This is a genomic window from Elstera sp., from assembly GCF_044372965.1.
Taxonomy (GTDB): Bacteria; Pseudomonadota; Alphaproteobacteria; order Elsterales; family Elsteraceae; genus Elstera.
The window spans coordinates 1-22,144 of record NZ_JBILQX010000046.1 but is presented as its reverse complement, the minus strand read 5'-3'; the positions used below and the strand labels follow the sequence as shown (position 1 = coordinate 22,144).

19 protein-coding genes are annotated in these 22,144 nt (G+C 59.7%); 14 read left to right on the top strand and 5 right to left on the bottom strand.

Features of this window, described 5'->3' with window-relative positions:
• Positions 1–1,158 precede the first annotated feature (1,158 nt).
• From ACIQ36_RS08160 to ACIQ36_RS08150, 3 genes are all read right to left on the bottom strand, one after another.
• Positions 1,159–1,452, bottom strand: coding sequence for an addiction module antidote protein (locus ACIQ36_RS08160; RefSeq protein ID WP_395828054.1), 294 nt, complete (start codon positions 1,450–1,452; stop codon positions 1,159–1,161).
• Positions 1,453–1,457: 5 nt separating this feature from the next.
• Positions 1,458–1,754 (bottom strand): type II toxin-antitoxin system RelE/ParE family toxin, encoded by a 297-nt coding sequence (locus tag ACIQ36_RS08155; protein ID WP_395828060.1) that lies wholly within the window; start codon positions 1,752–1,754, stop codon positions 1,458–1,460.
• A gap of 1,247 nt (positions 1,755–3,001) precedes the next feature.
• Positions 3,002–3,265 (bottom strand): helix-turn-helix domain-containing protein, encoded by a 264-nt coding sequence (locus ACIQ36_RS08150; protein ID WP_395828051.1) that lies wholly within the window; start codon positions 3,263–3,265, stop codon positions 3,002–3,004.
• A 684-nt stretch (positions 3,266–3,949) separates the two neighbouring features.
• Here ACIQ36_RS08150 and ACIQ36_RS08145 point away from each other — a divergent pair.
• The 14 genes from ACIQ36_RS08145 (at position 3,950) to ACIQ36_RS08080 (ending at position 20,450) form a co-directional block, all read left to right on the top strand.
• On the top strand, positions 3,950–5,068 hold the full coding sequence (locus ACIQ36_RS08145) for an NAD(P)/FAD-dependent oxidoreductase (protein ID WP_395828049.1): 1,119 nt from the start codon (positions 3,950–3,952) through the stop codon (positions 5,066–5,068).
• Positions 5,069–5,200: 132 nt separating this feature from the next.
• Positions 5,201–6,013, top strand: a complete 813-nt coding sequence (locus ACIQ36_RS08140; RefSeq protein WP_395828046.1) for a transporter substrate-binding domain-containing protein — start codon at positions 5,201–5,203, stop codon at positions 6,011–6,013.
• A 63-nt stretch (positions 6,014–6,076) separates the two neighbouring features.
• On the top strand, positions 6,077–6,739 hold the full coding sequence (locus ACIQ36_RS08135; RefSeq protein WP_395828044.1) for an amino acid ABC transporter permease: 663 nt from the start codon (positions 6,077–6,079) through the stop codon (positions 6,737–6,739).
• A gap of 4 nt (positions 6,740–6,743) precedes the next feature.
• On the top strand, positions 6,744–7,397 hold the full coding sequence (locus ACIQ36_RS08130) for an amino acid ABC transporter permease (RefSeq protein WP_395828041.1): 654 nt from the start codon (positions 6,744–6,746) through the stop codon (positions 7,395–7,397).
• Entirely contained in the window at positions 7,381–8,148 is a 768-nt protein-coding gene (locus tag ACIQ36_RS08125) for an amino acid ABC transporter ATP-binding protein (RefSeq protein WP_395828039.1), read from the top strand. Before ACIQ36_RS08130 ends, ACIQ36_RS08125 begins: the two co-directional genes overlap by 17 nt.
• 79 nt (positions 8,149–8,227) lie before the next feature.
• Positions 8,228–9,112: a LysR family transcriptional regulator gene (locus tag ACIQ36_RS08120; protein ID WP_395828036.1), complete on the top strand. Its 885-nt coding sequence runs from the start codon at positions 8,228–8,230 to the stop codon at positions 9,110–9,112.
• 188 nt (positions 9,113–9,300) lie between these two features.
• The gene (locus ACIQ36_RS08115; RefSeq protein ID WP_395828033.1) at positions 9,301–10,077 is read left to right on the top strand and encodes a putative hydro-lyase; all 777 of its coding nucleotides are present in this window, start codon (positions 9,301–9,303) and stop codon (positions 10,075–10,077) included.
• Between the two features lie 47 nt (positions 10,078–10,124).
• Positions 10,125–11,372, top strand: a complete 1,248-nt coding sequence (locus ACIQ36_RS08110; RefSeq protein WP_395828031.1) for an ABC transporter substrate-binding protein — start codon at positions 10,125–10,127, stop codon at positions 11,370–11,372.
• Between the two features lie 108 nt (positions 11,373–11,480).
• Positions 11,481–12,359: a branched-chain amino acid ABC transporter permease gene (locus ACIQ36_RS08105; RefSeq protein WP_395828028.1), complete on the top strand. Its 879-nt coding sequence runs from the start codon at positions 11,481–11,483 to the stop codon at positions 12,357–12,359.
• Entirely contained in the window at positions 12,346–13,374 is a 1,029-nt protein-coding gene (locus ACIQ36_RS08100) for a branched-chain amino acid ABC transporter permease (protein WP_395828025.1), read from the top strand. The genes ACIQ36_RS08105 and ACIQ36_RS08100 overlap by 14 nt, the downstream gene beginning before the upstream one ends.
• Positions 13,371–14,099, top strand: a complete 729-nt coding sequence (locus tag ACIQ36_RS08095; protein ID WP_395828022.1) for an ABC transporter ATP-binding protein — start codon at positions 13,371–13,373, stop codon at positions 14,097–14,099. Before ACIQ36_RS08100 ends, ACIQ36_RS08095 begins: the two co-directional genes overlap by 4 nt.
• Entirely contained in the window at positions 14,077–14,787 is a 711-nt protein-coding gene (locus ACIQ36_RS08090) for an ABC transporter ATP-binding protein (protein WP_395828057.1), read from the top strand. Before ACIQ36_RS08095 ends, ACIQ36_RS08090 begins: the two co-directional genes overlap by 23 nt.
• 15 nt (positions 14,788–14,802) lie before the next feature.
• Entirely contained in the window at positions 14,803–18,426 is a 3,624-nt protein-coding gene (locus ACIQ36_RS08085; protein WP_395828019.1) for a hydantoinase B/oxoprolinase family protein, read from the top strand.
• A 17-nt stretch (positions 18,427–18,443) separates the two neighbouring features.
• Entirely contained in the window at positions 18,444–20,450 is a 2,007-nt protein-coding gene (locus tag ACIQ36_RS08080) for a methyl-accepting chemotaxis protein (protein WP_395828016.1), read from the top strand.
• 6 nt (positions 20,451–20,456) lie between these two features.
• Here ACIQ36_RS08080 and ACIQ36_RS08075 read toward each other — a convergent pair whose 3' ends face one another.
• Positions 20,457–21,584 carry an ABC transporter permease gene (locus ACIQ36_RS08075; protein ID WP_395828013.1) on the bottom strand — a complete coding sequence of 376 codons (1,128 nt, stop codon included), beginning with the start codon at positions 21,582–21,584 and terminating at the stop codon, positions 20,457–20,459.
• A gap of 2 nt (positions 21,585–21,586) precedes the next feature.
• Positions 21,587–22,144: ABC transporter permease (locus ACIQ36_RS08070; protein WP_395828010.1), on the bottom strand; the 558-nt coding region annotated here is incomplete at its 5' end.

Sequence of the window (22,144 nt, the reverse complement as noted above, 5' to 3'; positions counted from 1 at the left end):
TTTTCAGCTAACAGCGTATCTTAAAGTGTTACTTTAACTTCGTAGCAAGGCTTGTAGCATGTTACTAAGCCGGTGTATCATTTGCTACGTAGCATAGATTAGAGGGGGCGTAGCATGTCGTTGGCAGAAATCGTGGCATCCAACGTATCAATGATACGGGAGCGTCGTAGCAATGGTGGCGGCTGGGATAGCATTGCTACCAAGCTGTCGGAGATGACGGGGGAGGACGTCAATCCGGCCTCTCTCAAGGTCGCTTTTTCGCGTGCTACCCGCTCGCCGGTTGCGCCCGCCTCGGTTGAAAAAGTGTCGAGGCCAAGGGCAGCGGCAAAGCCCGCTACGACGGCTCCAGCGCCGGTAAAACCGGACGCGGCGGAGGGGTTGCGGGCGGCTTTGGCGGAAGCGGAAACGAGGACTTCGGAGGCGGTCAGAGAGAGGGATTCTGCGAGGGACGAAGCGGCGAAAACAGCAGAGGATCGGGACCGGCTGGCGGGGAAAATCGAGCGGCTGAAGAGCGAGATTGTGGCGGCTTCGGCGACGGCTTCAAGCGACCGAAGTGACGACGATTTACGGACGATGAGGGAGCAGATCGGGGCCTTAACGGGTGAACTTGCGGAGGCTCGGCAGATGGTCGAGCGCTGGGAGCAATGGGCATCAGATAAAGGTGATGATGCGCCTCGATCACGCCCTATCCGGGCAGCAGCGGCGATCTTGATCGCTCTTCTCCTGGGTAGTGGATGTGGGGTCTTTGTATCGCGCTTTGTGTCGGATGGAGCAGCCGTTCAGGTGGCGGCGTCCATGCCTGCTGAGGCTCCAAAAGCGCCTTCGACGGAGACCGGATCAGGGTCGATCAAGGTGCCATCAACAACCCCGGCATCGCGCCCGGCTGGGCTGCCGCCCATGCCGCCTAGACCGGCAACGGAGGGAGTGTTGACCGGTGGGAGGACGATGAAGACGATCTCGCTTCTCGACTGAAAGCCAGGATAATAAGACAGGGGGGAGGCCAAAGCCTCCCCCCTTCCTAACGTTACCATTCGGGTGGCTCAACGATATCGCCGGGCAAACCAAACTGCTATTTTTCTCACCCATCAATGACGGGTAACATAGCATGGCAACGCTGGGTTATAGATTGTGACGCGTGGCACGATATCAAGCCCTCAGTCACGCAGCTTTTACCGGCATTGCCGATAGCCTCAACCCCATCACCTTCATCACGCGCATCACGGTGCCAAGCTCTGGATTCCCGTCCTTGCTGAGGGCCTTGTAGAGGCTCTCACGGGATAGCCCCGCATCACGCGCGATCTGCGTCATGCCCTGGGCTTTGGCGATGTCACCGAGGGCTGCTGCCAATAGGGAGGGATCATTCTCTTCCAGGATCGCTTCTAGGAAGTGCGCTATCGCTTCCTCGCTGCCGAGGTACTCCGTCACGTCCCAGGGGGTAGTGTCGATTGCCATGACCGTTACTCCTCGATATCCGCTGCGATCTCTTTCGCGCGCCTGATGTCCGCTGCCTGGGTGCTCTTGTCGCCACCACACAGGAGGATGACGATGCTGCGCCCTTGGGCCTTGTAGTAGACCCGATACCCAGGGCCGTAGTCGATCCGCAGTTCCGACACGCCTTCGCCCACGGGTTCCGCATCACCAGGATTGCCATGCTGAAGCCGATAGAGACGGGTGTTGATCCGTGCTCTCGCGCGCTCATCGCGGAGACGGGCGAACCAGTCGGCATAGGCTACGGTCTTGCGGATGGTGAGCATGTTGGGATGTAGCTTATAGGATACGGGGGAGAGAGGGAAGGGGAAGCACCAAGAGCCAGGACCATTTTCAGGTCTCGGCTTCGGCGGGGAGCGACTACGGGGATGCTGGAACGGCGGGCCTCTCAAACGTGGAGGGCCTGTTTGGCGAGGGCGATGGGCCTGCTTGACGGGCTTGGACGGCCTGGAATGGGTGGTTAGGAGGAGCCTCGGAAGGGGCTGAAGCGGGTGATGGCGACGGCGAACTGGTCGGATAGGAAGGATGATCTTTGATGGTCGGTCGTTAGCTGCCGTTTTGAGAGTAAGTCTCTGGAATTGGCTGTTTTTTAGGTCTGTGATATTATAATAAGTTAAGGTGAGCGGCGGCTGCGATAGTAGGATCGAGGGCTGAACCTTCGTTTTGGAAATGCGATTAAGTCGCAGGTCGTTCTCTTTTCTCCACGCCCGGCTTTCAACGGCGCTACAATGTTTGCTTCGGATTTTAATGACTGCACCCCTCAAATTTTCGACATATTTAATGCCATCAATTTTCGTAAAAAGTGTCTTTAATGAATACCAAAGTTGCGGCGGTAAATGCCACGACCCGAAGGTTTTGCAGTCCGCGAAATAATCGTGATACCTGTATATTGCAGGAATATCTCTCTCTTTGCTTTCCATCAACGTCACCTGCTGACACTTTTGGATCAGCTTGATGAACCTCTCTGCGTCCTCAATTTTCAGCCGGTAAACCTTGTTAGAATGATATCGCCCCGAAAGTTGCGGCTCAGGCACAGCGGCGTACCCGGTTACAACAATCTTATTTTTTTCTAGTAAGTTATCGAATTTTGTCAGGATGCTCAGCGTATTTGCGATAGCCATTCTATCACTATCATCAGGCACAACTGTAATGCCGATGACGCATTCTTTATCATGTCTTGGTGCTATTTGTAGCAGTGCTTTATTTCTAAAATTATATCCGCTTTTGAGGATATCTTTCTCTATCCGACTCGGAGTTGGGTGATGGAATTTCGCGCTCCGAGGCTTTTTGCCATTTTTGATGGAACATGAGTGGGCATACCACGCCTGAGACACGTAGTATTCCTCGAGGTCACAGATAGATTCAATTGTAGTAAATCTATCGATATATGTGGTCACGGCCACCCGGACTTGACACGGCTTGGCACTTCATCTAGTGTTTTTTTGCTTAAAAAAATCTAAATGTAGCGCTTTAACCCCGTCGGACTGCAATCCGGCGGGGTTCGCCTTTTCGGTTAAGTGGTCGGTTGCTGCTGCGGCTCGACCTTTTTAGGCCGACCGCGTTTCGGTGCGGCAGTTGGCTTTGCCGCCGCCCCCCCTTCTATAAAATTTATCAAGTCTTGAAGTCGATAAAGGACGATCCCGCCGCCTCGATTCTTCGTTTTTGTTGGACGAAATGGCTTGAGTCGGCCCTCTTCTTCCCATCGGATTAGCGTTCGTGGGACGACTCGGAGAAACTCGGCTGCTTCGGTTTGGTTAAGATAAGGGCTGTCAAGCACGGGACACCGCTCCTCGCCCTTCTGTGAAGGGCGGATAAAGCTAGTCGAGTCCCCATCGCCGTCTCATATTTTTCGCTCTGGGCGCCTCTATCCCGGCTTTCTCTGAGAGGATTGGCGGGTGTGAGGAGTAAGCGGCGTCATAGCCGAGGGTTCGGCATCATTCGTAAAGCCTACGGAACTTTCTTTCCGCCGCGATTCCTGATCGCAACGGCCGCGGCCAGCGTCTCGACATTATGGCTTAACCAACTCTCATCGGCCGAGAGTCAGCTAAGGGTCTGCTGTTAGTCAATGTACTCTAACCCGGATCAAACAGTGAATCAACCCGCACCTCGCAATGTCCAGCCCTGGTCCATCCTTGGTCCATTTTGGTCCACGTTCTTTTTCTGTCCATGTCTTCCCGCGTCAATTCACGTCCGCCTAACTAATTGATAATAAACGATATAAACGTCTATCTTATTGACCTAAAAGGGCTTCCGACCCGCTTCCCAAGCTTACGACGAGGGTTCGATTCCCTTCACCCGCTCCAAATCAATTTTCTCATAAATTCAGGTATTTATAGCTGCGAAAAGCTAGGTGCGGGCAGCCGTGTCGCGCCGTGCAAGACGTTTGCTCGGCGGTAGAGTGATATCGGTTTAACCGGTAACGGGCTTCTTATTGCTCCGATGAACGACGAGGCGCGCCGCAATGGATACGGTTGATTTTTTGGTGATCGGCGCGGGAATTTCTGGTGCGTCGGCGGCCTATGAACTGGCGGCGGCGGGGAAAACCTGTTTGCTCGAAGCCGAAAATCAGCCCGGCTATCATAGCACGGGCCGGTCGGCGGCGCTTTATACCGCTAATTTTGGCCCGCCGCAGGTACGGGCGATCAATGCTGCTGGGTATGGTTTTTTCACCAACCCGCCCGGAGGGTTTACCGAAACGCCGCTGGTTACGCCACGCGGCGCGCTGACCTTGGCGAAACCGGGGCAGGAGGCGGCTCTCGCCGACCTGATTGCCCAATCGTCCCCGGCGCACCCGATTATTGCCCTCTCGCCTGCCGAAGCTTTAGCAAAAGCGCCGCTGATGCGCCCGGAAACTTTCACCGCCGCCGCGTTTGAAGCGGGGGTGCTCGATATGGATGTGGACGCGCTGCATCAAGCCTATCTGCGCGGCTTTAAGCGCCGGGGCGGGCAGATAGGCTGTTCGGCCCCGGTAAGGGGGCTCACGCGCGTCGGCGGTTTGTGGCGTGTTGTGGCGGGCGGCGTGACGATTGGCGCCCGGACCGTCATCAATGCCGCTGGTGCCTGGGGGGACGCGGTCGGCGCGCTCGCGGGGGCAGCGCCCCAGGGGTTAACGCCGATGCGCCGCACGGCGATTGTCGTCGATACCCCGCCGGGCCTTGCCCTGGAAACGCTGCCGTTGGTGGAATATGTCGGCGAAGGCCCGTATCTGCGGCCAGAGGCGGGGGCGATTATGGCGTCCTTGGGCGAGGAAACGCCGGTTCCGCCTCAGGATATTCAGCCGGAAGAACTGGATATCGCGCTTACCGCCGATTGGCTCGAAACCCACACCAGGATCACGCTGAAACGCGCGCCGCGCGCCTGGGCGGGCTTGCGCAGTTTTGTGCCCGATGGGTTGCCCGTCCTCGGGTTCGATCCGGCGGTCGAGGGGTTCTTTTGGCTTATCGGCCAGGGCGGCTATGGCATTATGATGGCCCCGACGCTGGCCCGGCTCACGGCGGCCTTGGCAACGGGAGCCGCGCTTCCGCCCGATCTTGCGGCGGCGGGGATCGATCTTACGGCACTGCGGCCAGGGCGCGGTTAGCGGCGGTTGGGAAGGGGGGCAGAATGGCGCGTGATTTGCATCGTGGCCGTCAGGCGGCGGTGATCTGATCCCGCCAACCCCTGGGGGCGGGCCGGGGGAACCTTGTATTTTATCCCCTGTTGGAGTGTCCCAATGAGCCCCTCGAAGCGTCAGTTTCTCGCTGGTTTAGTTGCCAGTCTTGGCATGATGGCCGTATCGCTCGGCACCGCCCCGGCGCAGGCCCAAGCGGCCCTTGAGACGATTCTCAAGAATAAGGTGATCAAGATCGCCGTGCCGACCGATTATCCGCCCTATGGGTTCGTTGGGATTGATCTCAAACCCCAGGGGCTCGATATTGCGATTGCGGAACTGATCGCCGAAAAATTAGGCGCGAAGCTTGAAATGGTGCCCGTTACCAGCGCCAACCGCATTCCCTATGTGCAGACCAAACAGGTCGATCTGGTTATCTCCACCCTGGGCAAGAACCCGGAGCGCGAGAAGGTGATCGATTTCACCCACGCTTATGCGCCGTTCTTCCAGGCGGTTTATGCGCCAAAAAGCCTCGCCATCAAAAGCTTCGACGATCTCGGCGGTAAAACCATCGCCGTCGCCAAGGGCGCGATGGAAGAGCAGGAGTTGGTTAAGGTTGGCCCCGCCAGCATGGATTTCAAACGCTATGAGGATCAGGCGGCCGCAACCTCGGCCTTCGTTGCCGGGCAAACCCAGGTGATCGCTACCAGCGTTTCCAACGCCGGGCTGATTATTCAGAAAAATCCGTCCCTTGGCGTGGAATATAAGCTGCTGATTAAGGATAGCCCCAACTTTATCGGCGTGGCCAAGGGCGAAGCCGCCTTACGCGGTAAGGTGAATGAGATCATTCTCGCCGCCAAGAAAGACGGCACGCTGGATAAGCTGGCGCAAAAATGGCTGGGCCGCCCAGCCGGTGATTTGCCGCTGACCGAATAGGCTTAGCGCTGGGACGGGTTCTGACGCCCGTCCCTTTTTTTCGCCCTGACTGTTGGGGTTTCTATGCAGATTGACCTGAATTTCTGGGCCATTCTCAGCCAATGGCTGTTTCTGCTGAAGGGCATTGCCTGGACGATCGGGCTGACGGCGATTGCCATGTTCATCGGTTTGATCGTTGGCATTGCCTGCGCTTGGGCGCGCGCCAGCGGGCCGGTTTGGCTGCGGTGGCTGGTGGGGAGTTATGTGGAGATCATCCGCAATACCCCCTTCATCGTGCAGCTTTTTTTCATTTTCTTCGGTTTGCCGTCGCTCGGCGTGCGCCTGTCGCCGGAAGTGGCCTCGATCATCGCGATGGTGCTGAACCTCGGGGCCTATGGCACCGAGATTATCCGCGCCGGGATCGAGAATACGCCGCGCGGGCAGATCGAAGCGGGGCACAGCCTCGCCTTGAGCCGGGTGCAGGTGTTCGTTTACGTCGTCCTGCCGCCCGCCTTGAAGCGGGTGTGGCCTGCGCTGGTGAGCCAATGCATCATCGTTATGCTCGGCTCGGCCGTCTGCGGGCAGATCGCGACCGAAGAGCTAAGCTATGCGGCGAATGTGATTCAGGCGAGCAACTTCCGGACCTTTGAAGCCTATATCGTCGCCACGCTGCTCTATCTGCTGCTGGCGGTGGGATTGCGGCGCTTGCTCAATTGGGCCGGTCCCAAGTTTATTTTCGGGAGCTAGCGGCATGGTCGATTTTTCGCTCTGGGATATTGTCCGCAATCTGCTGCTGGCGGCGCGCTGGACGATTGTGCTGTCCCTGATCGCCTTCATCGGCGGCGGGCTTGTTGGCGGTTTGCTGCTGGTGGCGCGGCTCGGCGGGCGGCGTTGGGTAGATCGGATGGTTGGGCGCTACGTGCAGTTGTTTCAGGGCACGCCGCTGCTGATGCAATTGTTCCTCTCCTATTTCGGCTTGGGGCTGTTCGGGATTAAGGCGTCGGTCTGGGTGTCGGTATCGGTAGCGTTGACCCTCTATACGAGCGCGTACCTCACCGAAATCTGGCGCGGGTGCGTTGCCGCCATTCCCAAAGGTCAATGGGAGGCCTCGCAGAGCCTCGCGCTCAGTTTTGGCGAGCAATTGCGCTATGTGATTCTACCGCAGGCCCTGAAAATCGCCGTGCCGCCGACGGTAGGGTTTCTGGTGCAGGTTATTAAGGGTACGGCGCTGGCGTCGGTGGTCGGCTTTGTCGAGCTGACCCGCGCCGGGAATATGATTTCCAACGTCACCTACGCGCCCTTCACGGTCTTTTCCTGCGTGGCCTTGCTCTATTTTGCCCTGTGCTACCCCATCAGCCTCTACGCCAAGACGCTTGAAAGGAAACTCAATGTCGCTCGCCGCTGATCCCGCGCCCTATCAAGCTCCTATTGTTCAGATCACGGCCCTGCGCAAATCCTATGGCCCGACGGAGGTGCTGAAGGGCATCGATCTGTCGGTCGAGCGCGGCGAGGTTATCGCCATCATCGGCAAAAGCGGTTCCGGGAAAAGCACGCTGCTGCGCTGCATCAATGGGCTCGAAACCTTCCAGGACGGCGCGCTAACGGTCGACGGTAAGGATTTGGTCCATGATAGCGCGACCGCGATGCGCGATTTGCGCCAGCGCGTCGGGATGATTTTTCAAAGCTTCAACCTGTTCCCCCATCTGTCGGTAGGCCGGAACATCATGCTCGCGCCGGGGTTGGTGAAAAAGCGCAGCCCGGCGGAGGCGGCGGCCCAGGCGCGCAAGCTGCTGGAGCGCGTCGGCTTGGGCGAAAAATTCGATGCAATGCCCGATCAACTTTCCGGCGGCCAGCAGCAGCGCGTTGCCATCGCCCGCGCGCTGGCGATGGAGCCGGGGGTGTTGCTCTGCGATGAAATCACCTCGGCGCTCGATCCCGAACTCGTCGGCGAAGTCTTACGCGTTGTCGAAAGCCTGGCCGAGGAGGGGATGACCCTGCTGATGGTGACGCACGAAATGAATTTCGCGCGCAAGGTCGCCGACCGGGTGATTTTCATGCACCAAGGCCGCGTGCACGAGATGGGACCGCCGGATGCGGTATTCGGCAGTCCGCAAACGCCGGAGTTAAAACAGTTTCTCTCGTCGTTGCTCGAATAGCACGCGGGGGGTTCTGTTCGGCGGGGCGCTAGTCTAGCCTAAGCCGCCCGCCTTTGCCGAGGGCAGAAAGACAGGCCCCGTGATCGACTTCCGCAATCTCGAAACCTTCTTTTGGGTCGCCAAGCTCGGCAGCTTTCGCGGCACGGCGGAGAAGCTGAACACGACGCAGCCCGCGATTTCTGCCCGCATCGCTCAGCTTGAGGCCAGCCTGGACGTGCTGCTGTTGAACCGTGATGGGCGGCGACCGACACTCACGGTCAAGGGCGTCGAACTGCTGGAGTATGTGGAACGGCTTCTGGCGTTGCGCGATGAAATGGTGATGGCCGTCACCGACCCCGATTCGCTGAAAGGCACCGTGCGCCTGGGGCTGTCGGAAACCATCGTGCATACGTGGCTGCCGCGTCTGGTGAAAGAACTCTACCAAAAGCACCCGCAGATCACGCTGGAAATCTCGGTTGATGTGTCGGTCAATCTGCGCGATGCCCTGTTGGAAGGGCAGTTGGATTTGGCGCTGCTCTTGGGGCCGATCAGCGCGCCGAACGTGACCAATCTGCCGCTCTGCGCCTATCCGATTGCTTGGGTGGCCGCGCCGGAGTTGGTTCAGCAGACAACGCCCCTGTCGCTCGCCGATTTGGCGCAATGGCCGATCATCACCTATTCGCGCGCGTCGCGGCCTTATCACCAGATTATCGACCTTTTTAAGCGCAATAATGTGCCGGGCGTGCGGGTATTTGGGAATAGTTCACTCTCGTCCATCGTGCGCATGACGATGGATTCAATCGGCATAAGCGCGATTCCGCCGACCGTGGTGCAAGAAGAATTGGCGGCGGGAAAACTGCGCCTATTGCCTACGAAAACGGCACTGCCCGATCTGGTTTTTACCGCGACCTATGTGAATACGCCCAATAACTCGCTCGCCGTGCTGGTTGCGGCGATTGCCCAGGAAATAGCCGAGGCTGTTTAAACAAAGGGCAGGTGGCTCTATTGCAGCAACTTGGTTGCGCCTGAATTTGACTTAATGGTCAGGTTGCAAATTGAGTTAAACCTCGAATGATAAATTTTATTTATCAAACTACGTCTAAAAATAAAATTGGACGAATGACCCCCGCGAATGGCTTCATAAAAATGTCACCGCAGAGGGATCTTGACACAATGGATGTCCAGACAGTTACCGATGCTCAATCGGTCCGCAAACTCATTCGCTCGGGCATTATAACCGGCCATACCTCGGGCTTTGCGCCGGGCTATACTCAAGGGAATGTGGTTATTCTGCCGCAGAAGTATGCCGATGATTTTCGCGCCTTCTGTAAAGCCAACCCGAAATCTTGCCCAGTCTTGGCTGAATCCCGCGTTGGGGATCCGGCTTTGCCGGGTTTGGGGGCGGGGATCGATATTCGCCACGATCTGCCGCGCTACCGGATATTCCATCACGGGTCGCTCACCGGCGAGGAAACCGATATTGCGGCGCTCTGGCGCGACGATCTCGTGACCTTCGTCATCGGCTGCTCCTTTACCTTCGAAGCGCCGCTGATTGAGGCAGGGATTCCGCTGCGGCACGTAGCGCAAAAGCGCAATGTGGCCATGTATCGAACCAATGTACCGACCGTGCCCGTAGGGCCGTTCTCGGGGCCGATGGTTGTTTCCATGCGCCCCTTGAAACCGGCGGACGCGCTGCGCGCCATCGAGATTACCAACCGTTTTCCCGATATGCACGGCGGCCCGGTGCATTTTGGTTTCCCCGATCAGATCGGCATTTCCAACATCGCAGAGCCCGACTACGGCGACGCGGTTACGATTGAAGACGGCGAAGTGCCGGTTTTCTGGGCCTGCGGGGTTACGCCGCAAAGCGTTATCCAAAACGCCCGCCCTGACTTCTGCATCACCCATTCGCCGGGGTGCATGCTGATTACCGACCTGCGGCACGGGTAAACCGCAAGTCTAGACCCTAAATCACGATAATAATGGAGGCTTAGGTCATGGTCAGCGTAAAATCTTTGCTCGCTTCGGCGGCTTTGTGCATTGGTGTTGTTGCCCCGGTTTGGGCGCAGGCACCGGAAATTACTATTGGTGTGATCGAGCCCATGTCGGGCGCGGGTGCCCAGACCGGGATCGACGCGCGCGCCGCGATGGAAACCGCCGCCGAAATCATCAATGAATCGGTCGATCTCGATGTTATTCAAGGGCCGGGGGCCGGTTTGGCCAAGCTTGGCGGGGCTAAGATCAAGCTTGTGTTCGCCGATCATCAGGCCGACCCGCAAAAGGGCCGCGCCGAAGCCGAACGCCTGATTACCGAAAATAAGGTCTCGGCGCTCATCGGCGCCTATAACAGCGCCGTCGCCGCCGTGGTCAGCCAGGTGGCCGAACGCTATCAGGTGCCGTTCCTGGCCGCCGATTCCTCCTCGCCCAGCCTGCATCGGCGCGGCCTGAAGTGGTTCTTCCGCACCACGGCCCACGATGAAATGTTCTCGCAAGCCATGTTCGATTTTTATAAGGACATGAAGGATAAGAAAAACATCGGCGTCGATCAGGTCGCGTTCTTCTACGAAGATACGATTTTCGGCACCGATAGTTCCAATATTCAGCGCAAGCTTGCGGGCGAGCGCAGCATTAAAGTGGCGGGCGATATTAAATATCGCGCTAATAGCCCGTCGCTGACCTCGGAAGTGCAGCAGCTTAAATCGGCGGGTGCGCCGGTTCTGATGCCGTCGAGCTATACCACCGACGCGATTCTGCTGCTGAAAACGATGGGCGAGCTTGGTTATAAGCCGCAGGCCATCGTTGCCCAGGCGGCGGGTTTTGCCGAACAGGCGTTTTTGCAGGCGGTGGGCGACAAGGCGGAGGGGATTATCAGCCGCTCCAGCTTCTCGCTCGATTTGCAAGAAAAGCGCCCGGTTATCGGCAAGATCAACGAGATGTATAAAAAGCGCAGCGGTAAGGATCTGAACGATAATAGCGCCCGTCAGCTTATGGCGGTTCTGGTCATGGCCGATGCCATCGACCGCGCAGGGTCGGCCAAGAATGAAGATATTCGCGCCGCCCTGCAAAAAACCGATATTGCGGGCGATAAGACGATTATGCCGTGGGCGAATATCCGCTTCGATGAAACCGGCCAAAATACCGGCGCAACCCCTGTGCTGATCCAAGTGCAAGACGGCGTATATCGCTCGGTATGGCCGTTCGAGACGGCAAGCCGCCCGGTGGTTTGGCCGATCCCCGGCCGGTAATCCGCCTAGTTTCAATGGGGCTGCGCTCGTTCCCCCCGGCGCCGCCCTCGGGCTGCGCCCGTTCCCTCCCCCCGTGGCGCAGCCCCCCTTGATCGAGAAGTCTGGCCCATGACCTTTTCCGCCATCGCCCAATTGGTGGCCAGCGGCCTGTTGATCGGTTTGATCTACGCGCTGATTGCCGCCGGATTGTCGCTTATCTTCGGGTTGATGGATGTCGTCAATTTCGCCCACGGCGAGTTCTTGATGACCTCCATGTATGTCACCTTCGGTCTCTATCTCTTCCTCAACCTCGATCCGATTTTGTTGATGCCCGCAACGGCCTTAGTCATGGCGGGGTTTGGGATATTCATTTACCGCACCGTCGTCAAACGCGCTTTGGCGGCCAAGGTGAATGCCGGGATGGTGCAGATTTTCGCCACCTTCGGCCTTGCCATCACCATGCGCGGCCTGGCGCAGCTTTTTTGGACGCCGGAATACCGCAGCATCAAAGACAGTATCGTTGCCGATAAAACGATTGAAATTGCGGGCGTGTTTCTGCCCTTGCCGCAGCTTGCGGCGGGCGCGGTTTGCCTGCTGGCCTTCCTTGCCCTGTATTTGCTGATCCAACGCACCGATTTCGGCCGCGCTTTGGAAGCCACCCGCGAGGATAGCGAAGCCGTAAGCCTCATCGGCATCGACCGGCACAAAATCTTCGCCCTCGGCTGGGCCTTGGGGGCCGCTGCGGTCGGCGTTGCTGGCGCGATGCTCTCCACCTTCTACTATGTCCATCCCGGCGTTGGGGCGACGTTCGCACTGATTGCCTATGTGACGGTTGCGACGGGCGGTTTCGGCAATTTGATGGGCGCTTTGGCTGCCGGTCTGTTGGTCGGCCTCGTCGAGTCCGTCTCGGCGGTCGTCATGGAACCCGCGCTCAAGCAGCTTGGCATTTTCGCGCTGTATCTCCTCACCGTTCTCCTGCGTCCGCGAGGCCTCTTTGGCAAACTCTAATCTTGCGGGGGTTCTAAATCCCCGCCGCCGCCATCTCGCCGCGGGCGCGGTTCTGATGGTGTTCCTCCTGCTGCTGCCCCTTGGCATTAGCAGTGTCACAATCCTCAACATTCTCATTCTAACGCTGCTGTATGCGGGCCTGTCCCAGGCCTGGAATATTCTTGGCGGCTACTGCGGGCAAATTTCCTTAGGGAACGCCCTGTATTTTGGGATTGGAGCTTATACCTCCACGCTGCTGCTCACCCATCTTGGCGCCTCCCCCTGGTTCGGGATGGTGTTCGGGGGGAGTTTGGCCGCCGCTCTTGCGCTCTTGATCGGCTGGCCGCTCTTCCGCCTGAAAGGCCATTACTTCGTGATTGCCACGATCGTGATTGCCGAAGGCGCGCTGTTGCTGTTCCAATCCTGGCCGTGGGTCGGCGGAACTTTGGGCATTTATATCCCCTTCCTGGGCGATAGCTGGGTGATGCTGCAGTTCCAAACCGCGAAACTGCCCTTCTATTACGTTGCCCTCGGCTATGCCGCGATCCTGTGGCTCGTAACCTACACCATCGACGGCGGTCGTCTCGGCCATTACTGGCGAGCGGTGAAGGATAATGCCGATGCGGCCCAAAGCCTGGGCGTTGGGATTTTCGCCTCGAAAATGCAGGCGGTGGCAATTTCCGCCTTCTTTACCGGCGTCGGCGGCGCGTTTTACGCCCAGTTCGTGAGCTATATCGACCCCGAAAGCGTGATGAACTTCCAGATTTCGCTCCTCATGACGCTTCCGGCGGTGTTGGGCGGCCTTGGAACCCTGTGGGGGCCGATTGTGGGCGCGGCGGTGCTAATCCCGATTTCCGAACTCACCCGTTCTTACATCGGCGGCAGTGGCCAGGGTCTCGATCTGATTTTCTACGGCAGCATCATTATGGTGATTGCCCTGGTGAAACCCGAGGGCATCGTGGGCCTCTGGGCGGATATTAAGCGCCGCCGCATTCTGTCCCGCACGCCTCTTGCCTCACGAAAGGTTGCGCCATGAGCCTCTTGCGCGTCGATAAAATCTGTCGGCAGTTCGGCGGTTTGGCGGCGAATACCGATGTGTCCTTCACTCTCGAGGAAGGGGAAATCCTGGGATTGATCGGCCCGAACGGGGCCGGGAAATCCACAATGTTCAACATCATCGCCGGGGCCTTGCCGCCCACCTCGGGCCAAGTTTGGTTCGAGGGAAAGAATATCACCGGGCTCGATGCGGCGGCCTGCTGTGCCGCCGGAATCGGGCGGACGTTCCAAGTGGTGCGCAGCTTCGACTCGATGACCGTGCTCGAAAACGTCACCGTCGGGGCTTACAACCGGGCCAAATCCACCAAAGCCGCGAAAAACCTGGCGATGGAAACCCTGGAATGGACCGGCCTTGCCCATCGGGCGGATCGGCTCGCGGTCGAACTCACCCCGCCGGAAAAGCGCCGCCTGGAAGTGGCGCGGGCTTTAGCGACAAAACCGCGCCTGCTGCTGCTCGATGAAGTGATGACCGGCCTTACTCCCACCGAGGCGCAAGCCGGGGTGGAGTTGGTTCGGGCCATCCGCAAGAAGGGCATTACGGTGCTGATGGTCGAACACGTCATGGAAATCGTCATGCCGCTGGTCGATCGGGCGGTGGTGCTGAACTTCGGCAAAGTGCTGACCGAAGGCAAGCCGACCGAAGTTATTCGGAATCCCGAGGTCATTAAAGCCTATCTGGGGGATCGCTATGCTAACCGTCACTGATCTCCAAAGCTCCTACAAGGGGCTGGTCGCCATCCAGGGAATTTCCCTGGAGGTGAAACAGGGCGAAATCGTCGCCGTCGTCGGCTCCAATGGGGCGGGCAAAAGCACGCTGCTGAAAAGCATCGCGGGTTGGATCAAGCCGGATCGGGGGAGCGTCTCCTTCGAAGGCACCGATCTTCTCGCAATCCCCGCCCATGGCGTTGCCCGAACGGGGGTTGCCTTAGTGCCGGAGGGGCGGCGGCTGTTTCCCCGCCTGTCGGTGCGCGATAACCTCATGCTCGGCGGCTACACGAAGCCGAAGGGGCCGGAGCGCAACGCGCCGCTGGAGTTTATCTTCTCGCTGTTTCCGCGCCTTGCCGAACGGATGGATCAGCAGGCCGAAACCCTCTCGGGCGGCGAGCAGCAGATGCTCGCCATTGGCCGGGCGCTGATGGGGCAACCGCGCCTTCTAATGCTCGACGAGCCCAGTCAGGGGATCATGCCCAAGCTGGTCGATGAACTGCTCGAAGCCGTGCGCCGCATCCGCGACCGGGGCACCACGGTTCTGCTGGTCGAACAGCGGGTGGCCGAATGCCTCGATGTCGCCGACCGCGCCTATGTGTTGCAAACGGGCCGGGTTGCGCTTTCAGGAACTTCTGCCGAGATTGCGGCTGACGACGGTGTGCGTCGCGCTTATCTCGGTATCTAAATAAGGAAAAAGATCATGCCGGACGGCACCTCCAACGGGCAGTGGCAATTTTGGATCGACCGGGGCGGCACCTTTACCGATGTCGTCGCCCGGCGGCCCGACGGTCGCTTACTGACCAAAAAGCTTCTGTCGGAAAATCCCGAACGCTACCGCGACGCCGCGCTTCAGGCGATCCGGGAGTTTCTGGAGGTGCCGGGCAGCGCCCCCATTCCCGCCGAAAAAATCGCGGCGGTGAAAATGGGCACGACGGTCGCCACTAACGCGCTGCTGGAGCGCAAAGGCGACCGGACGGTGCTGCTGATTACCCAAGGCTTCCGCGATGCGCTGCGCATCGCCTATCAAGACCGGCCCGATATTTTTGCGCTCGATATTCATTTGCCCGAACTGCTCTATGAGCGCGTGATTGAGGCGCAGGAACGGGTGCGCGCCGATGGCACGGTAGAACAGGCGCTGGATTTGGCCGCGACGAAAGCTGAACTGGAAGCCGCCTACGCCGATGGGATTCGCTCCTGCGCCATCGTGTTCATGCACGGCTACCGCTATACGGCGCATGAAAAAGCGGCGGCGGACTTGGCGCGGGCAATCGGCTTCACGCAAGTCTCGGTCAGCCACGAGGTTAGCCCACTAATGAAGCTGGTTGGGCGCGGCGATACCACGGTTGTCGATGCTTATCTCTCGCCGATTCTGCGCCGCTATGTCGATCAAGTGGCGGGCGAACTCGGCGGCACGCGGTTGTTGTTCATGCAGTCGAACGGCGGTTTGACCGACGCGAAACTGTTCCAGGGCAAGGATTCGATCCTGTCCGGCCCGGCAGGCGGCATTGTCGGCGCGGTACAATCGACCCTGTCGGCGGGCTTCCAAAAGATGATCGGCTTCGACATGGGCGGCACCTCCACCGACGTGTCGCACTACGCCGGGGAGTATGAACGCGCCTTTGATACGCAGGTGGCGGGCGTACGCATGCGCGCGCCGATGATGCAGATTCACACGGTGGCGGCGGGGGGCGGCTCGATCCTCGGGTTCGACGGCACCCGTTTTCGCGTCGGCCCGCATTCCGCCGGGGCCAATCCGGGGCCGACCGCCTATGGCCGCAATGGCCCGCTGACCGTAACCGACGCCAATGTGATGGTGGGGAAACTCGATCCGGCTTTCTTCCCGAAAGTCTTCGGCCTCAACGGCGATCAGCCGCTGGACCGCGCCGCGGTGGCGGCGAAGTTTGCCGAGATGGCGGCGGAAATCACCCGCCTCACCGGCAGCCCGCGCACGCCGGAGGAGGTGGCGGACGGGTTCTTGAAAATCGCCGTCGAGAATATGGCCAACGCCATTAAAGAAATCTCGATCCAGCGCGGCTATGATGTGACCGATTATACCCTGTGCAGCTTCGGCGGGGCGGGAGGGCAGCACGCCTGTTTGGTTGCCGATTCGCTGGGCATGACGAAGGTTTTCCTGCATCCGCTGGCGGGAGTTCTCTCGGCCTATGGCATGGGGCTGGCCGATTTCCGCGTGATGCGCGAGGCGGCGGTGGAAGCGCCGCTGGCGGACGCTTTGCTGCCGAATCTCGCCGGGATCGTGGCCGATCTCACGGTTGGGGCCAAAGCCGAACTCGCCAGCCAGGATATTCCCGACACGCAGATGCGGGCGATCCCGACGCTGCGCCTGCGCTATGAGGGCACCGACGCTTTCCTCGTCGTTGAACTGCCGGAAGGGCCGGACGCGCTGGCGGAACTGATCCGCCGCTTCGAAGATGCCCACCGCCGCCGCTACGGTTTCATCGTCGCCGGTAAAGCGCAGATCGTCGAAGCGGTGGCGGTCGAAGTCGTCGGTATGATGGACCGCCACCAAGATGCGCCGGTGCCGCTGCGCACCGAGGGCGCACCCGAAGCGATTGCCCAAGTGTCGATCTTTACGGCGGGCAAGGCGCATTTGGTCGGGGTGTATGACCGGCTAAAACTGCTGGCGGGCGATAGGGTGCCCGGCCCGGCGATGATTATCGAGCCGACCGGCACCAATGTGATCGAACCCGGCTGGGAAGCCGAACTCACCGAGCGCGGCCATCTGGTCCTCACCCGCGTCGTGCCGCTGGAAAAAAGCTTTGCGGTCGGCACGAATGTCGACCCGGTCATGTTGGAGGTTTTCAACAATCTCTTCATGTCGATTGCCGAACAGATGGGCTCCACCTTGGAGAACACGTCCCACTCGGTGAACATCAAGGAACGCTTGGATTTCTCCTGCGCCATTTTTGACGGCGACGGCAATCTGATTGCCAACGCCCCGCATATGCCGGTGCATTTGGGCTCGATGGGCGATTCGGTGCAGGCGGTGATCCGTCAGCATGGCAATGGGATGGGGCCGGGTGACGTTTACGTGCTGAACGCGCCGTATAATGGTGGCACGCATCTGCCCGATATTACCGTGATTACGCCGATTTTCTTGGACGGCGAGACCCAGCCGACTTTCTACGCCGCCAGCCGCGGCCATCACGCCGATGTCGGCGGGATTACGCCGGGCTCCATGCCGCCGACGTCGAAAACGGTCGATCAAGAGGGCGTGTTGATCGACAATCTCCTGCTGGTCGAACGCGGGCGCTTCCGCGAAGCCGAAATGCGGGCGCTGCTCGCCTCCGGCCCGTACCCCGCCCGCAATATCGACCAGAATATCGCCGATCTCGGCGCACAGATCGCGGCGAACGAACGCGGGGCAACGGAATTGCGCCGCATGGTCGATCAATTCGGCCTCGCCGTGGTCCGCGCCTATATGGGCCATGTCCAGAATAACGCCGAAGAACAGGTGCGCCGCGTCATCGACGCCCTGAAAGACGGCAGTTTTTCATACGAGATGGACGATGGCGCAACCATCGCCCTGACCGTTACCATTGATCGGGCCAAGCGCTCGGCGAAGATCGATTTCACCGGCACAAGTCCGCAGCAGCCAACGAACTTTAACGCCCCCTCCAGCATTTGCCGGGCGGCGGTGCTCTATGTCTTCCGCACGCTGGTGCCCGACGATATTCCGATGAATGCAGGCTGCTTACGCCCCTTGGAAATTGTCATTCCGGAAGGCTGCATGCTGAACCCGCGCTACCCCGCCGCCGTGGTCGCCGGGAACGTGGAAACCAGCCAGGTGATTACCGATACGCTCTATGGCGCGCTCGGCATCATGGCCGGGGCGCAGGGGACGATGAATAATTTCACCTTCGGTAATGATACCTACCAGTATTACGAAACGATCTGCGGTGGTGCGGGGGCAGGGGCTACCTTCCACGGGATGTCCGGCGTCCACACGCATATGACGAATTCGCGCCTGACCGACCCGGAAATTCTGGAATGGCGTTTTCCGGTCTTGCTGGAGAGCTTCGGACTGCGCAACAATTCAGGCGGGGCCGGTCATTTCCACGGCGGAGATGGCGTTATTCGCCGGGTTCGGTTCTTAGAACCGATGACAGCGGCAATTCTCGCCAACCGCCGCAAGATCCCTCCCTTCGGCCTCGCAGGCGGTCAGCCCGGCGCGGTTGGGCGGAACTATGTGGACCGAAAAGATGGCCTCCGGGAGGAATTCGGCGCAACCCACGAGGTCGCGATGACGGCGGGCGACTGTTTCGTCATCGAAACCCCCGGCGGTGGCGGTTTCGGCACCCCTTGAGGCAGAGGATTTCCGGTATGGCTTCACTCTTTACATGGCTGAACGGGATTACCATTACCCGCCGGATCACGCTGGGGTTTGGACTGTTGATCCTTCTGATCGCCGTCCTGGGGCTCTTGTCCTGGGCGGCGCTCGAAAAGGTTTCGGATAATCTGCGCCACGTAAAGCGCATCGCCGAAACCAGCACGGCGGCAGCGCAATTGGATCTGGCGCTGACGGGCCTATGGCCGAAGATTGATGCGGCTATTCTCTCGGAGGGGGCGGCGGTGCCCGCCCTCTTGGCGGATGGCGCGCGCCGAATTGCTGCCTTCGATACGGCCCTGGAGCCGCCCTATCGGGACTATTCCGAGAGTGTGCGCCAAACCGTTGCCGTGTCCGACCAACTGGCGGCGGTGCGCGGAAAAATGCCCAGCGTGGAAGCCGTCTTCCCGCCTGCGATTAAGGCGATTGCCGATCATCGCAAGCTAATTTTCGATGCGGAAGGTGTGGCGGCGATTGCCGATCTCGGCACCCGGCTCGATGACGGGATTAAACAAAGCCTCGCCTTGGCCGAACTTGCCGGGGCCGGGCTCACCCGATCAGCGGCGGATCAATTGCCGGGGCGGGCGAGCCGGTTATTGAGCGGTTGGCAAGAGGCGCAAACGATCGCCAAAACGCTTTCGGCGGGCGCGAATGGCTCGGAAGAGGTGGATGCTTTCGCCAAACTTCTGCCCGCCATCGAAAGTTACGCGGGGCTGCTCAAACAATCCAGCGACCTGCTGATTGAGCGCTCAGGCCTGCGGCTCAACAAGCTGGTTCCTATCCAAATGAAGCTCGCCGAGCGCCTGCGGGCGACCAGCGAGGCGGCGCAGGCCGATCAAGCCGCGCTGATCGGCGCAACCTCGGAAACGGCGCAGTTTGCAACCCTGCAATCGGTCGTCTTCCCTTCGATAGCGCTCGCCATCGGCAGTCTCGGCGCGGTCCTCATCGCGCTCTCCATCACCGGGCCGCTGCGCACGATTACGCAGGCGATGCGCGACCTTGCGGCGGGGGATCTCGACGCCGCCGTTCAAATGCCCCATGCGCGGGGGGAGATCGGGGCGCTGGCGGCGGCGCTGGATAGTTTTCGCACAAATGCCTTGGCGCGGCAGGATTTGGAGCTTGCGCAAGCGCAAGATCAAGCGGCGCGCGAAGCCCGCCTTCGCCGCCTCGACGCCCTCACCAAAGGGCTCGATACGATGACCCACGGGCTCTTGGGTGAATTGGCCGATGCCGCCAATCGGCTGGAAGGAACCGCGCAATCGCTCGCCAGCGTCTCCCAAGAGGCGACCGTGCAGGGCAATCAGATCGCCGATGCCTCGGCCCTGGCCTCCGATTCGATCCAGTCGGTCGCGGTTGCCAGCGATGAGCTCGACAGTTCGATTGCCGAAATCGCCCGGCAGGCGGCGCTCAGCCAAAAAATCGCCGATGAAGCGCGCGAGAAGGCGGAAGCGGGCATGCGGTCCGTAGGGTTGTTGGAGATTAGTAGCCGCAAGATTGGCGATGTCGTGTCGCTCATCAATCAGATCGCCAATCAAACCAACCTGCTGGCGCTGAACGCCACGATTGAGGCGGCGCGGGCGGGGGAGGCGGGCAAAGGCTTTGCCGTTGTCGCCTCCGAAGTTAAAACCCTCGCCGGGCAGAGCAGTAAGGCGACGGATGAAATCGCCGCCCAAGTGGCCGATGTGCAGCGGGTGGCGGAGGAAACGGCGGAGTCGATCCGCACCATTTCCAGCGTCATCACCCATGTTGCGACGATTGCCGCCAGTATCGCCAGCGCGGTGGAAGAGCAATCCACGGCAACGCGCGAGATCGGTAAACAGGCGAGCAATGCCGCTGCCGGGGCGGAGAGCGTTACAAGATCGCTGGCGCGTATCCGGCAAGGGATCGATGTGACGTCCAGCAGCGCGGGGGAGGTGTTGAGTTCGGCGCAGAACCTGAGCCGGGAAACGGGCGTGCTGCGGACCGAGCTTTCCAGCTTCCTCTCGGATGTGCGGGCGGCGTAACCCGGCTCAGCCGAAGGTCGAGAGGTGAGAGCGGAAGCGCTTCAGGCTGAGCAGGAAGAAGGCCCCGCCGATCAACGCCGTGGAGAGGAAATTCACCCACACAACCTCCAGCCCCGCGCCGCGATAGAGGATGCCCTGGGCAATCGCCACAAAGTGGGTGGAGGGGGAAAGCAGCATCACATATTGCAGGACTTCCGGCATGCTCTCGCGCGGGGTTTGCCCGCCCGACAGCAGGTTCATCGGCAAGAAGACCAGAATGAAGATCAGCCCCAGTTGCGGCATGGATTTCGCCACGGTGCCGAGAAACAGCCCCAGTGCCGTGGTGAAAAACAGATAAAGCGCAACCCCCGCCAAAAATAGCGGGATCGAGCCCGCCAGCGGCACCGACAGGGCGGTTTCGATCACCAGTTTCAGCGACAGCGCCGTGAGGCCAAGGATAACCGCGCCGTTTGCCAGAATCTTCGCCATCATAATATCGATGGGGCGGACGGGCAGCACCAGCAGATGTTCAATAGTCCCATGCTCGCGCTCGCGCACCAGGGCAGCCCCGGCCAGCAGAATCGACAGCATGGTGATATTATCGATCAGGGCCATCACCCCGGTAAAGCGCGGCGAAGACAGGTCTTGATTGAAGGCGAAGCGCACTTGCACGGCCACGGGGGACGGGGCGGGGGCGGCATCATTGCGGCTCAAGAAGCGCTTGGTTTCGTCCAGCACCATCGCCTGAATATAGCTTGCGCCAATGCCCGCCTGCATCATGGCGGTCGCATCCACCAGAACTTGTAAGGTCGGCGCGCGCCCGGCGCGGGCATCGGCTTCGAAGTTCGGCGGGATATTGAGCACGAAGGTAAAGCGCCCGGCATTCATCGCCCCGTCGATTTCGTTCGGGCGGATGATTTCCGGTGGCTGAAAACGCGGCGCGGTGAAGGCCGACATTAAACGCCCGGAAAGCTGCGAGCGGTCTTCATCGACAATGCCCATCGCGGCCCGATGCACCTCGTGCGACAGGCCGTTCGCTTGGGAATAAATCGCAAAACTGAAGGCGTAAATGGCAAAGGCCAGCAGGGCGAAATCGCGCAGCAGGCTGGAAAATTCCTTCCCCATCAGGGCGGAGATATTGACGAAGCGGCCCATATTCAGCGCTCCTGCTTCGGCAACAGAGCCATCGACAGGCCCCAGAGCACGGGAACGAAAGCGAGGAGCGCCAGCAGAAACGGCAACACGTCAAAAAAGCTCAGGCTTTTGGTGAAGGTGCCGACGCTGATTTTCATGAAATAGGTGGTGGGGAAGAGCGTACCGATCACGCGCGCACCGCCCTCCAAGGTATTCACCGGCTGCATCATGCCCGAAAACTGCACGGCAGGCGTGACCGAGGCGACCGCTGTTCCGAACAGCGCCGCAATCTGCGTGCGCGCGAAGGAGGACATCAGGAGGCCGATTCCCGTCGTCGCGGTTACATAGATCAGCGCACCGAGAACGAGCCCCAGAATGCTACCTTTCAATGGCACGCCGAACAGCGTTACCGCCATCAGGCTCATCAGCGTAAAATTCACCATGCCCACGGCCACATAGGGCAGTTGCTTGCCGATCAGAAACTCGAAACGGCTGGTGGGGGTAACGTAGAAATTGGCAATCGTGCCCATTTCCTTCTCCCGCACCACGGCGAGCGCCATCAGAATTGCCGGGATCATCAC